We start from the raw sequence: 12,611 nt of genomic DNA on the forward strand, positions 1-12,611 counted from the left end.
CCCGGCCCTTTTTGTATAGGCGGGGGGTCCGGGGGCCTCAGGCCCCCGGCAGGGCCTGGGGCAGCGCCCCAGTCTTCTGTCCTCTAAACATTGAACAAAAAATGCACCACGTCGGCGTCGGCCATGACGTATTCCTTGCCTTCCTGGCGAAGGACGCCGGCGGCCCGGCATTTGGCCTCGGTTAAGTGCTTGGTGTAGTCGTCAAAGGCGATGACTTCGGCCCGGATGAAGCCGCGTTCGATGTCGGAGTGGATCTCGCTGGCGGCAGCCGGTGCCTTGGTGCCGGCGCTGATGGTCCAGGCCCGGACCTCTTTGGGACCGGCAGTGAAAAAGCTGATCAGGCCAAGGGAGTGGTAGGCCAGGCGCACCACCCGGTCCAGGCCGGATTCGGTCAGGCCGTAGGAGGCGAGAAATTCCAGGCGTTCCTCGTCGGAAAGTCCGGCCAGATCTTCCTCCATGCGGGCGCACACCACGACCATCTCGGCCCCGCGCGACTCAGCCACGGCCCGCACCTTGTCAACCAGCGGGTTGTCCTTGCCGATGTCGTTCTCGGCCACGTTGGCGCAGTAGATGACGCGCTTGGCCGAAAGCGGACGGATTTCCTCGACCAGGGCGATCATGCCCGGGGTGTCCGCGCCCTCGACGGAAATGGCCGGCTTGCCGGCCATGAGGTGGTCAAGCAGGCGCTTGCCGGCCTCGACCTTGTCGAGCAGCTCGCGATCCTTGCTGCCCCTGGTCTGCTTGATCATCCGGTCGAGCCGGTTTTCCAGAATCTGGGCGTCGGCCAGGATCAGCTCGGTGTCGATGACATCGATGTCCCGGGCCGGGTCCACGGAGCCGGACACATGGATCACGTCCGGGTCTTCAAAGGCCCGGGCCACGTGGATGATGACCTCGGTTTCGCGGATGTGGGCCAGAAACTTGTTGCCCAGGCCCTCGCCCTTGCTGGCCCCGGCCACCAGGCCGGCGATGTCGGTGAAGCGGACCGTGGCCGGCAACACCTGCTGCGGCTTGACCAGGGCGGCCAGGGCATCGAGCCGCGGGTCAGGCACCGGGGCGATGGCCACGTTGGGTTCGATGGTGCAGAAGGGGTAGTTGGCGGCCTGAGCGTTCTGGGCCTTGGTCAGGGCGTTAAAAAGCGTGGATTTGCCGACGTTTGGCAGACCCACGATGCCGACGGAAAGGGCCATGGGGCGGTGATCCTTTAGCGGCGGAGGGAACCGCCGGATGGGGCCGTCTGGCGGCCGTTTGGAACGGGAAAACCCGGACCGCGCGAGGCGGTCCGGGCCGGATTACTTGATTTCCCGCGTACGCAGGATGGTCTTTTCCATGAAATGAATCAGCTCATAATCAGAGGCCATGCGGCTTAAGGCCTTGGACACGGTCATGCTCAAGAGCTTGTCGAATTCCGGTTCGACGCCTTCGGCCGGCAGCTTCCAGACCGTTTCGGCCTCATAGCGCCGGGTCAGCTTCTGGCCGTTGTTGTCTGCCGTGACATTGACCACGGCCACGGCCCGGGCGGCCAGCTGGGTGCCTTCCTGGCTGGGCTTGTAGGCCAGTTCGGTGAGCTCCACGGTGATGGTGCGCACCACCGACTCGCGGGCCGGGGCCGGGGTGAAGCCCTTGTCGCGCAGGCCCTTTTCCACGGCGCTGTGGATGGCCGGCGACGGATCGCAGGCGGTTGTGAGCTTGCCGCTTAGGGACGAGGCCGGGTTGCAAAGGCCCACCTCGGCGCTTGGCCGGGCATCCTTGACCACGGTGGAGACTTCCATACCGCGTCCAAGGGCTTCGGGTTCGACGACCACCGAGGGCGTCACCGTGGCCTGCTGGCCGGCACAGCCGGCAAGGAAGGCCACAAGGGCCAGGGCCGCAAAAAGGGCCGACGCCCGCAGGCGTCGGCACCGAGAGGAATCGTATTGCATGGTCTCACCTGCGACCGCCACTTGGGCGGACAGGCCGTCTCTACAAGACCTTGCCCAAGGCCGCAAGGGCGGCGGCATAGTCCGGCTCATGGGTCACCTCGGGCACGAGTTCCATGTAGGCCACCTTGCGGTCGGCCCCAAGGACCAGCACGGTCCGGGCAAGCAGGCGCAATTCCTTTATAAGCAGGCCATAGGCCGTGCCAAAGGAGGCGTCGCGGTGGTCGGACAGGGTCACGATGTTGGTGACGCCGGCTGCTTCGGCCCAGCGTTTCTGGGCAAAGGGCAGGTCCATGCTGATGACCAGCGCCTTGGCCTTGCCGGCCAGGCTTTCCATTTCCTTGTTGAATTTGCGGGCCTCAAGGTCGCAAACAGCCGTGTCCAAGGACGGCACGGCAATGAGGATGAGTCCCTTTTCCGTAAAATCGCCCAGTTTGGCCGGGGCCAGCTCGTTGGTCAGCACGGTGAAATCCGGGGCTGCGTCGCCAACGCCGACAGGGTTGCCGGACAGGGTCAGGCCGCCGCCAAGGAAGGTAATAAGACCGGTGCGCTCGCTCATAGGCGCGTTCCTCCGTGGATAAGGATGGGCCGCCGCAAAAGGAGGCGACTGTATGACCTTATGGCCCCGCCGCCGGCAAACGTCAACCGGGCAGCCGGCCGGCAACAAGGCTGCGGGCGGAAATACAGCTCTCACGATATTGACACCAGTTGACCAGCAGGCATGGTGCGAAAAAAAGGAGCACCCCCATGCCCACCCGCTGCCTTGCCCGCTGGATGCTGGCCGCCTTCCTGGCCGCCGCCGCCCTCTCCCCGGCCGTCCCGGCCATGGCCCAGGCCACGCCGGCCGAGGCCGGACTGGTCGACATCACTGCCGTGGCCCCGGACATCAGGCTCGACATCCGCTACGCCACCCCGGACAACTTCACCCATGTGGCCGTGTACCCGGCCCCGCGCTGCTACCTGCGCGCCGATGTGGCCAAGCGTCTGGCCACGGTCCAGGCCGACCTCAAGGCCCAGGGCCTGGGCCTCAAGGTTTACGACTGCTACCGGCCCTTTTCCATCCAGAAAAAATTCTGGGCCCTGGTGCCAAACGAAGACTGGGTGGCCAAGCCGGTGGACAAAGACGGCAAGCCGGTGTCCGGCTCCAAGCACAACCGGGGGGCGGCCGTGGACCTGACCCTCGTGGACGCGGCCGGCAAGGAACTGCCCATGCCGTCGGGCTTTGACGATTTCACCGACAAGGCCCGGCGCGATTATACCGGCGGCGACCCCGCGGCCCGGGCCAATTCCAAGCGTCTGGAAACGGCCATGGCCAAGGCCGGATTCGATCCGCTGCCGAGCGAATGGTGGCATTTCGACGGTCCGGGCTGGCAGGGCTACGAGCTGCTCGACGTGCCGTTTAACTGACGGGCATGGGCAACAGCGGCAGATAGACCGCAAACAGGCAGCCCTGGCCCGGGGTGGTCGACAACAGGACCGCGCCGCCGCAGCTTTTGACGATGCCGTGGACGGCAGCCAGCCCCATGCCGGTGCCCTGGCCGGGCTTTTTGGTGGTGAAAAACGGCTCGAACACGCGCTCGGCAATGTCTGCGGCCAGGCCGTAGCCGGTATCGGCCACCCATACCCGCACATACGGGCCGGGATTTAAACGGGCCAGGGGCGTGCCGGCGGCGATGACGCCGCTTTCGGGCCGGGGCGGGGCCGGCACGGCCGCCAGTCCGACCTCCATGACGCCGCCCTCGGGCATGGCCTGGGCGGCGTTGAGGCACAGGTTGACCAGCACCTGATGGATCTGGGCCGGATCGGCCCGGACGCACAGCGGTGCGTCCGGCACTTTCTGGCGCACCTCCACCCGGGCGTCCACCATGCCGCGGATAAGCTTGATCGTTTCCTTGACCAGCGGCCCGATGGGCAACTCGGACGCGGTGATCTCGCCCTGGCGGCTAAAAGCCAGCAATTGCCGCACCAGATCCCTGGCCCGTTCCGAGGCCCGGACCACATCGGCCAGGGGACTGTGCAACGGATGGTCCGGGGCAATGTCCGCCAGGATCATTTCGGTATTGAGCAGGATCGGCGTCAGGATATTGTTGAAGTCGTGGGCCACGCCGGCGGCCAGCACGCCGATGGCTTCGAGCTTTTCCGACTGGCGCAGCCGGCGTTCGAGTTCGAGCTCGTAGGTCATGTCGCGCACCAAGAGGATGTGGTTGACCACCTCGCCGGCGCTGTCGCGCACCGGCGAAATGAGCCCCTCGGCCACCACCTCCCCCTCGCCCGGACGCATAAGGCGCAGCCGCCCGGACCAGCGCAGCCCGAGCGCCAGCATCTTGCGCACGGACTCGCTTAAAAACGGGGCAAGCCGTTGTTCCAGTTCCTCACGGCCAATAGCGCCCTGGCCGCCGGCCACGATCTGGGCAAAGGCCGGATTGGCGTACTCCAGCCGGAAATCCCGGCTGACGATGACCAGTCCCTCGGCGCTCTGGTCCACGGCCGAGACCAGGAGCATCCGCTCGCCCTCGGCCCGCTTGCGGTCGGTGATGTCCCGGGCCGCCCCTTCCACCCGGTCCAGCCGGCCGGTCTCGTCGAGCACGGCCCGGGCGTTGAGCGACAGCCAGGTCGTGCGGCCGTCGCGGCGCATGACCTGCACTTCGAAATCAAAGACCCGGCCGTTTCTGGCCAGCAGACGCAAAAACTCCAGCCGGTCTTCCTGCCGGGCCAGGATGCGCTGGAAAAAGTCGCCCTGCTCCCGCACCACGTCCCCGGGCGAGACATAGCCCAGGATGCGGGCCAGGGCCGGGTTGCAGGCGGCCATGGCCCCGCTTGGCTCGAACTGGAAGATGCCCTCGGCGGAATGCTCGAAGATGTCGCGGAATTTGGCCTCGCTGCGCAGCAACTCCCGCTCCATGCGCCAATAGACCGAGACATCGCGGCCCATGGCCTGGTATTCGCCGATGCGCCCGGCCTCGTCGAAGATGGCCCGCACCGTCCAGTTGAGACGCCGCACCTCGCCCGAGGGCAGCGTCAGTTCATGGCGCAGTTCGCACACCGGCTTGCGCTGCGTCAGCGCCAGCAGGCGGCGGCGGATGACCGCACCCTCGACCGGCGGCAGCTGATCGGCAAAAAGCCCCCCCAACAACGTCTGCGCCGGCATCCCCACCAGCTCGACCAGATTCCGGTTGACGAACACCCGGCGCAGCTCCGGATCGAGCCGCACCACCAGCTCGGTCTGGTCCTCGACCATGGCCTGATAGCGCCGCTGGCTTTCGCTCAATTCCCGCTGCGTGGTCTTGTGGTCGGTAATGTCGGTGAGCATGCCGCACACCCCCTGCACCACCCCGCCCTGGGCCAGGGGAATGCGGGCGGACAGGAAAAAGCGTTCCCGCCCGTCCAGGCTAAGCGACACCTCTTCCTCACTGGCGAGGCCCGTGGCCATGACCTCGAGGGACGCCTGGTGGAAGCGGGTAAAAACGGCGGCATCGATACAGTGGACAAGCGGCCGACCGAGAAACTCGGCAGCGCTGCGGCCATGGAGCCGCACAAAGGCGCTGTTGACATAGCGCACCACAAAATCCCGATCCACCGAGAAGACGGCGGCCGGGGTGTGCTCGAGGACCTGCAGGAGGTCAAGCTTTGGGCCAAGGGGCGCAGACTTTTCAAACACGCACACCACGCCGGCCCGGCCCGCCTCGCCAAGGCCCACGCAGGCCACATCGGCGGCAGCGGCCGGTTGGCCGGTGGCCAGGGGACAATCGGGGCAGGGTTCGGCTGTGCCGCGCAACAGCCGGTGGCAGCTGTCATCGGCGTCGCGGGAGAGCATCTCCCGGGCCAGACTGTTGCCGCGCAGCAACCGCCGCCCTTCATCCAAGACCGCAACGCCCACAGCCAGCCCCTCGACCAGGGTGCGCGACGGCTCCCGGGTCAGGACCAGACCGCCTTCCCGGGCCAGGGAGGCCGCCAGATGGATGGGGGATACCGGCATCACGGGAGCATTCCTTCCGCCCCGGCCGAAGCGGGGTGATTCCCTGCACCAGAAAGAGTGAAAATGAAAATGACACCAGCCGTCTCTGGCCTTTTGTCCGAAACCATATTATGTTTCAAACCGCCTAGCCTTTCCATTGGTTGTATCGCATGGAAAAAGTCCTCATTGTTGAAGACAGCAAGGTCTTTGCCCGCATTCTCATTCGCAAGATTGAGGACGAACTTTTCTTTGATACCTGTTGGGCGTCCAACTTCGAGGAAGCTCGTTACCTTATCGAAGAAAACCCCGACAACCACAACTACTTCGTCGCCCTGCTCGACCTGCATCTGCCCGACGCCGCCGACGGACGCATTGTAGACTACGTCATTGACCGGGGCATCCCGTCCATCGTCTTCACCGGCGACGTCCAGTCCGAGGTGCGCGACCGCATCTGGTCGAAGAAAGTCGTGGACTACGTCTCCAAGGAATCCCCGGACAGCCTCGACTACCTGTGCTCGCTGGTGCGCCGGATTTCGCTCAATAAATTCATCCATGTCCTGGTGGTGGACGACTCCTCCACCGTGCGCCGCCATCTCATGCGGCTGCTCGAGGCCCATGAGTTCATCGTCCACGAGGCCGACACCGGCGACCGGGCCATCGATGTGCTGACCCGCCATCCGGAAATCCGCGTGGTCATCACCGACTACTTCATGCCCGGCATGGACGGCGTGGAACTGACCCGCCGCATCCGGCGGGGGCACCGCAAGGACGAACTGGCCGTCATCGGCATCTCCGCCTACGGCAACACCATCCTCTCCGCCCGTTTCATCAAGAACGGGGCCAACGATTTTCTCAACAAGCCCTTTTCCAGCGAGGAATTCTATTGCCGGGTGACGCAGAACCTGGAGATGCTCGAATACATCCAGAAGCTGCGCGAAACGTCCATCCGCGACCCGCTCACCGGCCTGTACAACCGCCGCCACTTCTTCGACGCGGCCAAGATTCTCCACGGCCAGCTGTGCCGGGGTGAAACACCCATGACCCTGGCCATGATCGACATCGACCATTTCAAGAAGGTCAACGACACCTACGGCCATGGCGTGGGCGATGAGGTGCTCAAACACGTGGCCCAGGGCCTGTCCAACCGGTTCCGGGGGCATGACGTGGTGGCGCGCCTGGGCGGCGAGGAATTCTGCGTCCTGGCCCGTGGCCTGGCCGGCGAGCAGGCCATGGATGTGTTTAACGATCTGCGCAACAGCATCGAACGCTCCAAAGCCAAGGCCGGCAAGGCCCTGGTCGGCGTGACGATCAGCCTGGGCATCTGCGACAAGCCCCACGCCTCGGTGGACGCCATGCTGGCCGCGGCCGACGCCGCCCTGTACAAGGCCAAGCGCACCGGCCGCAACCGCGTGCTCTGGGCTGAATAACCCCGTTGGAGAGCGGAGAAGTCGAAAGAATGCCTCCGGCGGCCGGGGGGATGATCCCCCCGGACCCCTGCAAAGGGGGAAATTGAGCATTGGGAGAGGACAGGCATTCACCAGCCCGGACCCTCACCGGCTGCCGGGCCGTAGGGTCACACCCGGGAACCTCGCGGCGGCAATCCGGTCAGCTCCCGAAACCGCTCCTCCAACGCCTGCAAATACGCCGAAGCCGCATCGTCGCCCTCTGCCGGGGCAAAGGCGGCGAAATCCTTGTCGTCAAGAGGCTGGTACGGACCGGGCTTGACCTCGAAGACCGTCGTGTCCGGAACCAAGGCAAAGACGGCGTGCCAGACCCCGGGCCGCACATCGATAGCCAGGACGCCGGACTCCCGGGACAACACCACGCAGTCTCCCGCCCCGAAGCTGCCGTTGTCGGCAAAAACCACATGCCCCAGACTCCCGGTCAGCAGCACGAAAGACTCGGACTTGGCCGGCGACAGATGCCGGTGGGGCCGCACATAGCTGCCGGGCTGCAAGGTGTTGACCATGCGGTGCGGATTGTCGCCGTCGCTGTCGTGAAAGCGGTGCATCTCCCGCAGCCGGGGGCTTGTCGCCGCATCCCTTGCTTTTTGGGCCAGCAAGGCCGCATCGGCCACGGCAAACCGGTCGTGGCCCGACTCGGTCGCCCCGGGGCCGATGCGGCGATAGTGCGGCAGAGCCACGCCGACCCTCTTAGCCATGCAGCGGCAGGCCGGCCGAGGTCAGACGGCAGTAGGCGGCCACAAGCTGGCCGGACAGGCACATGTCGCGCAGCAGCAAGGCCGCAATGACCAGCCAGAACCCCCAGCAGCAGGTGCTTTTCTCGCAGCCGGAAGTCTGGCCGCGCTGCACATGAAAGAGATACAGGCTGATGATGGCGATGGGCAGCATGATCCACCAGCGGATGGTGGTGGCCTCGAAGAACATGAAGATGACAAACAACGCGCCAAGCGCGCAGGCAATCCAGGTCATGGGCGAATACGACGCGCACGAGCAGGCGCATTTCTGGTCGGACATGGCAGACTCCTTTGAGGGTTTGCCCGTCTTATAGCCTTGGCGAAGCGTCCCTGTAAAGACAGGCATAGGCCCGGCCAAAGGCCTCGGCCACGGCTTCCGGGGAATACGGCCCGGCCACGGCGGCAAGCCCCCCCTGTCCCAACTGCCGGCCCAGGGCCGCATCGCCAAGGAGCCGGGTCAAAGCCCGGCCCAGGGCCACGGCGTCCCCCGGCGGCACGACCAGTCCGGTTATCCCGTCGCGGTTGACCGCGGGTACGCCGGAACGGGCAATGGCCGTCGAGACCACCGGCTTGCCGAAAGCCATGGCCTCCAGCTGGACAATGCCAAACATTTCGGCCCGCTCCGTGGACGGCAGGCAAAATATATCGCAGGCGGCAAACCAGTCGGAAAGCTGCGCGTCCGGGATGCGCCCGGCCAGGACAACCCGTCCGCCAAGCCCCGCCGCCTCGATGCGCCGCCCCAGGGCTGCGGCCAGGGGGCCGCCGCCGCCGATGACCACCACCGCGTCGTCCGGCAGCGCCCCAGCCGCCGCCACCAGCACGTCAAAGCCCTTGTAGGGCACAAGCCGCCCCAGGGCGAAAATGATGCGCCGTCCCCCGAAACGGGCCCGTATGGAGGCCACGCCGGCCGGATCAGCCTTGTGCGGCCCGGCCATGGTCTCATCCACGCAAAAAGGCACCACAGCCCCCTTGCCGGCAAAATCCGCGGCCCGGTCCGAAGCCGCCAAATGCACGGCGGTGGGGCCGATGACCAGATCGGCCCGGCGGCACAGCCAGGTCTCCAGGGGACGGACCAGGGTCAAAAGCGCCTTCTTGCCGATGATATCGCTGTGCCAGTGGAGCACGATCCGGCCCCGGGGACGGACCAGATACAGGGCCAGGGCGGCCAGGATGTTGGGGCAGTGGACGTGGAACACGTCGAAATGCGGGGCCATGGCCCGAAGCGCCGTGATATAGGCCAGGGAGACGGGCTGGGAGGACACCGTGGCCAGCACCGCAGCCCGGGTGACCGGCACGGACCCGGACGCGTCGTCGTAGGGGCCGGCTCCGGCAAAACACAGCACTTCGCCGGCCATGCCCAGGCGGGTCAGGGCCACCGACGTCTGGCGGCTGGCCGTCTCCACCCCGCCCGGATCCGGCGGATAGAACTTGCCGACCTGCAGCACCCTCATGGCGAAACAGCCAGCCCCTCCAGGGCGGCAGTGACCGTGCGGCGTAAATTCTCCACCCGGCGCAGGGTGAACTCGTTTAACGGATCGGCCGCCACGTCCTTGACCAGCCACAAGGCCCCAAGCGGCTGCCCGGACCTGGCCAACAGCGGCAGCTCAAGCTTCATCACCGCCGGCGAACACAGCAACTCCCGGTCCGAGGCCGCAGCCCCCTCGCGCCGCCACCGGAAAACCGGGATCCCGTCCGCGCCGGCCGCTCCCGGCAGGTCCGGCGCGATCCGGCACGACCCGGTCCCGGCCCCGGACAGCACCATCTCAGCCAGATCAAAGCGCAGATGCTCCAGCGCCTCGGTCATGCGCGTCCACAACTCGGCCAGATCCCGGGACTGGGAAATCTCGATCTGATAGTGCAGAAACGTCCGCCGGCCCCGGGCAATGCCGGTATCGTCGGAGACGTCCCGAAGCCAGCCGAAAATCTTGTCCACGGCAAAATAGCTGAAGTAACCGGCCTTTCGCACCAACAGCACCAGGGCCGCGCCGACAACCAGCAAAAAGACGCCGGCCGGGGCATTGCGCAAATTGACCAGTACCAGGGCGGACAGGGCCAGGAAAATGGTGATGCCGTAAAGAAACAGCACCACTTTCCGCTGGGACCAGCCGCGGCTTAAAAGCTTGTGATGCACATGGCGCTTGTCCGGCTCGAACATGTCCCGGCCGCGCATGAACCGCCGCAAGGGGGCGGTGATGGTGTCGAGCAGCGGCACGCCAAGGGCGATGATCGGCATCAGAAGCGTGGCCCCGACCTGGCTCTTGACCGAACCGGAAACCGACAAGGCCGCCAGCATGTAGCCGAGAAAATAGCTGCCGCCATCGCCGAGGAACAGACTGGCCGGATTGAAATTGTAGCGCAAAAACCCAAGCGTCGCCCCGGCCAGCACGGCAAAAAGGGCAGCCGTGTGCGGCTCGCCGCGCATGACGGCCAGCACGGCCTGCACACCGCTGCCGAAAAAGACCACCCCGGCCGCCAGCCCGTCCAGGCCGTCGATGAGATTGATGGCATTTATAAAGAGCACAAACCAGAACACCGTCACCAGATAGGAGGAGATGTCGAACTCGATGACGAAAAAGCCCGGCAAGGCAAACGATGCTATGCGCGCCCCGCCGTAATAGGCGATGGAAGCCGCCGCCACCTGGGCCACGAGCTTGAATTTGGACGGCAACGTCCACTTGTCGTCGGCAAAGCCCACGGCAAAAATCAGGCAGCCGCCCAAAAGGACATAGCCCATGGTGGGGCCGAAAAGTACCGCTGTCGCAGCCTCGGGCAACACCCAGCCAGCCAGGGCCAGACAGGCGAAAAAGGTCAGGAACAAGGCCAGCCCGCCGCTTCGGGGCATGGGCGAGGCGTGGATGTTGCGGGCTTCCGGCATGGCCAGAATGCCAAAACGCCGCCCCACCCACCGGGCCACGGGGGTGAGAAACAGCGACAGGGCCAAGGCGGCCATGAAAAGCACGATAATCGGCGTCATATCTCTTAGAGCGGCATCCCGGCCGCCGGGCGCACCATAGGCCAACCCCGCCCGCCCGTCCACAAGGAGGGCGAAGAGCCGGGGCGCTGCCCCCGGACCCCGCCGGGGCGCTGCCCCGGACCCCGCCAGGGCGCTGCCCTGGACCTGCCGGGGGGGATCATCCCCCCCGGACCCCCTGAGTGGGGCTTAGGGGGATGGTAACGTTATGGGGTGGGACCGGTGGTGGTTTTGCCGAAGGAGGCAAACCAGCCGAGCATTCCCCAGGTCAGGTTGGAGGCGTCAAAGCCGTCTTTCACCAGTTTTTTGGCCACAAAGGGCGAGCGGTGGCCGGTCATGCAGACCACCACCACCGGCCGGGCCGGATCAAGGCCCAGTTCGACCGGAGACACGGCCAGGGCATCGGGGCGATTTACGGCTCCGGGGATGTGAAACAGGGCGTATTCGGCCGCTGTCCGCACGTCCAGAAGCTGGGGCGGCTTTTCCACCAACTGCCGGCGAAGCCTCCAGGGCAGCGTCTGCCCTACCCCGGCCAGCAGCCAGGCCAGATCCCAGACGCCGAAAACAAGGACAAGGACAACCACCAGCCCCTTCATGTAAGCCTCCTACCGTAAAAAGACAGCCAACAGCGTCCCGGCCCCCAAAAGCGCAGCGATAATGCCGTTTAAGGTGAAAAAGGCGACGTTTATCCGGGACAGGTCATGCTGGGAAATCAGCCGATGCTCCACCAACAGCACGGCCGAGCACACGCCCCAGAAGACATAGTACACCCAGGACAGGCCCGCGGCATAGCCGGCCAGCAGATAGAAAAAGGCCGCGTCCACATGGGCAAAGGCGGCCAGGGCCAGGGCCGTCCCGACGCCGAACTTCGCCGGTATGGAATGCAGGCCCTGGCTGCGGTCGAAATCCACGTCCTGACAGGCATACAGCACATCAAACCCGGCCACCCAGCAGGTCACGCCGCAGCCGAACAGAATGGCCGGCAAGGCAAACTCCGGCCGCACCGCCAGCCAGCCGGCAACCGGCGCCAACCCCAGCACCGAACCCAGGACGAAATGGCACAGCCAGGTGAAACGCTTGGTCAGACTGTAAAACGCACCCCAGACCAGGACAACCGGAGCCAGCAGCAAACACAGGCTGTTGAGCCCGGCGCAGGCGGCCACAAAGACCACGGCCGAGCCCGCCGTAAACACCCAGGCCGCCCGAATGCCAACCTCGCCCGTGACCAGCTCCCGCCCTGCCGTTCGCGGATTGATCCGATCATAGCGCACGTCGGCCAGACGATTGATGGCCATGGCATAAGACCGCATGGCCACCATGGCCACGGTGAGCAGCACAAATGGACGCCAGCCCGGCCAGCCGCCAGCCGCCACAAACAGGCCGATATAGGCAAACGGCAAGGCAAACACCGAATGCTCAATCTTCACCAACCGCGCTAACGCCCCGATCATATGCGATGCTCCTTTGAAGTGAGCGGAGGAGAACCTGGGGGAGGGGACCCCTTTTTGGGAAAAAGGGGTCCCCTCCCCAGACCCCACCCTCCCCAAAAAACTTTCAATGGGTTGCAGG

General features: G+C 65.5%; 12 protein-coding genes. 2 read left to right on the top strand and 10 right to left on the bottom strand.

Annotated elements, in window-relative coordinates:
- Positions 1 to 83: 83 nt before the first annotated feature.
- The 3 genes from ychF to tpx form a co-directional block, all read right to left on the bottom strand.
- A complete protein-coding gene (ychF, locus tag DVDV_RS19970; RefSeq protein WP_075356342.1) occupies positions 84 to 1,190 on the bottom strand; it encodes a redox-regulated ATPase YchF in 1,107 nt (368 codons plus the stop codon).
- A gap of 102 nt (positions 1,191 to 1,292) precedes the next feature.
- A complete protein-coding gene (locus tag DVDV_RS19975; RefSeq protein WP_075356343.1) occupies positions 1,293 to 1,922 on the bottom strand; it encodes a YajG family lipoprotein in 630 nt (209 codons plus the stop codon).
- Between the two features lie 40 nt (positions 1,923 to 1,962).
- The gene (gene tpx, locus DVDV_RS19980) at positions 1,963 to 2,478 is read right to left on the bottom strand and encodes a thiol peroxidase (protein WP_075356344.1); all 516 of its coding nucleotides are present in this window, start codon (positions 2,476 to 2,478) and stop codon (positions 1,963 to 1,965) included.
- 188 nt (positions 2,479 to 2,666) lie between these two features.
- Here tpx and DVDV_RS19985 point away from each other — a divergent pair, with 188 nt between their 5' ends.
- On the top strand, positions 2,667 to 3,326 hold the full coding sequence (locus DVDV_RS19985) for a M15 family metallopeptidase (protein ID WP_075356345.1): 660 nt from the start codon (positions 2,667 to 2,669) through the stop codon (positions 3,324 to 3,326).
- Here the strand turns inward: DVDV_RS19985 and DVDV_RS19990 are convergent.
- Entirely contained in the window at positions 3,319 to 5,895 is a 2,577-nt protein-coding gene (locus DVDV_RS19990) for a PAS domain-containing protein (protein ID WP_075356346.1), read from the bottom strand. The two genes, DVDV_RS19985 and DVDV_RS19990, sit on opposite strands and share 8 nt — an antisense overlap.
- 149 nt (positions 5,896 to 6,044) lie before the next feature.
- Here DVDV_RS19990 and DVDV_RS19995 point away from each other — a divergent pair, with 149 nt between their 5' ends.
- On the top strand, positions 6,045 to 7,301 hold the full coding sequence (locus DVDV_RS19995) for a diguanylate cyclase (protein ID WP_075356347.1): 1,257 nt from the start codon (positions 6,045 to 6,047) through the stop codon (positions 7,299 to 7,301).
- Between the two features lie 146 nt (positions 7,302 to 7,447).
- On the opposite strand, the gene DVDV_RS20000 is transcribed toward DVDV_RS19995, so the two are convergent.
- The 6 genes from DVDV_RS20000 to DVDV_RS20025 form a co-directional block, all read right to left on the bottom strand.
- Positions 7,448 to 8,035, bottom strand: a complete 588-nt coding sequence (locus DVDV_RS20000; RefSeq protein WP_075356348.1) for a WbuC family cupin fold metalloprotein — start codon at positions 8,033 to 8,035, stop codon at positions 7,448 to 7,450.
- On the bottom strand, positions 8,028 to 8,351 hold the full coding sequence (locus tag DVDV_RS20005; protein WP_075356349.1) for a hypothetical protein: 324 nt from the start codon (positions 8,349 to 8,351) through the stop codon (positions 8,028 to 8,030). Before DVDV_RS20005 ends, DVDV_RS20000 begins: the two co-directional genes overlap by 8 nt.
- A 28-nt stretch (positions 8,352 to 8,379) precedes the next feature.
- The gene (locus tag DVDV_RS20010; RefSeq protein ID WP_075356350.1) at positions 8,380 to 9,522 is read right to left on the bottom strand and encodes a glycosyltransferase; all 1,143 of its coding nucleotides are present in this window, start codon (positions 9,520 to 9,522) and stop codon (positions 8,380 to 8,382) included.
- The gene (locus tag DVDV_RS20015; RefSeq protein ID WP_075356351.1) at positions 9,519 to 11,045 is read right to left on the bottom strand and encodes a glycosyltransferase family 4 protein; all 1,527 of its coding nucleotides are present in this window, start codon (positions 11,043 to 11,045) and stop codon (positions 9,519 to 9,521) included. The genes DVDV_RS20010 and DVDV_RS20015 overlap by 4 nt, the downstream gene beginning before the upstream one ends.
- A 203-nt stretch (positions 11,046 to 11,248) precedes the next feature.
- Positions 11,249 to 11,638 (bottom strand): rhodanese-like domain-containing protein, encoded by a 390-nt coding sequence (locus tag DVDV_RS20020; protein WP_075356352.1) that lies wholly within the window; start codon positions 11,636 to 11,638, stop codon positions 11,249 to 11,251.
- A 9-nt stretch (positions 11,639 to 11,647) separates the two neighbouring features.
- Positions 11,648 to 12,493, bottom strand: coding sequence for a 4-hydroxybenzoate octaprenyltransferase (locus DVDV_RS20025; RefSeq protein ID WP_075356353.1), 846 nt, complete (start codon positions 12,491 to 12,493; stop codon positions 11,648 to 11,650).
- Positions 12,494 to 12,611 lie beyond the last annotated feature (118 nt).

The organism is Desulfovibrio sp. DV (assembly GCF_001936595.1).
Lineage (GTDB): Bacteria > Desulfobacterota > Desulfovibrionia > Desulfovibrionales > Desulfovibrionaceae > Solidesulfovibrio.

What these genes read in the sequence shown, in the direction of transcription:
- ychF (WP_075356342.1), bottom strand. Translation starts at nt 1,190, where the DNA reads ATGGCCCTTTCCGTCGGCATCGTGGGTCTGCCAAACGTCGGCAAATCC.
- DVDV_RS20000 (WP_075356348.1), bottom strand. Translation starts at nt 8,035, where the DNA reads ATGGCTAAGAGGGTCGGCGTGGCTCTGCCGCACTATCGCCGCATCGGC.
- DVDV_RS20025 (WP_075356353.1), bottom strand. Translation starts at nt 12,493, where the DNA reads ATGATCGGGGCGTTAGCGCGGTTGGTGAAGATTGAGCATTCGGTGTTT.
- DVDV_RS20015 (WP_075356351.1), bottom strand. Translation starts at nt 11,045, where the DNA reads ATGACGCCGATTATCGTGCTTTTCATGGCCGCCTTGGCCCTGTCGCTG.
- tpx (WP_075356344.1), bottom strand. Translation starts at nt 2,478, where the DNA reads ATGAGCGAGCGCACCGGTCTTATTACCTTCCTTGGCGGCGGCCTGACC.
- DVDV_RS20005 (WP_075356349.1), bottom strand. Translation starts at nt 8,351, where the DNA reads ATGTCCGACCAGAAATGCGCCTGCTCGTGCGCGTCGTATTCGCCCATG.
- DVDV_RS20010 (WP_075356350.1), bottom strand. Translation starts at nt 9,522, where the DNA reads ATGAGGGTGCTGCAGGTCGGCAAGTTCTATCCGCCGGATCCGGGCGGG.
- DVDV_RS19975 (WP_075356343.1), bottom strand. Translation starts at nt 1,922, where the DNA reads ATGCAATACGATTCCTCTCGGTGCCGACGCCTGCGGGCGTCGGCCCTT.
- DVDV_RS19995 (WP_075356347.1), top strand. Translation starts at nt 6,045, where the DNA reads ATGGAAAAAGTCCTCATTGTTGAAGACAGCAAGGTCTTTGCCCGCATT.
- DVDV_RS20020 (WP_075356352.1), bottom strand. Translation starts at nt 11,638, where the DNA reads ATGAAGGGGCTGGTGGTTGTCCTTGTCCTTGTTTTCGGCGTCTGGGAT.
- DVDV_RS19990 (WP_075356346.1), bottom strand. Translation starts at nt 5,895, where the DNA reads ATGCCGGTATCCCCCATCCATCTGGCGGCCTCCCTGGCCCGGGAAGGC.
- DVDV_RS19985 (WP_075356345.1), top strand. Translation starts at nt 2,667, where the DNA reads ATGCCCACCCGCTGCCTTGCCCGCTGGATGCTGGCCGCCTTCCTGGCC.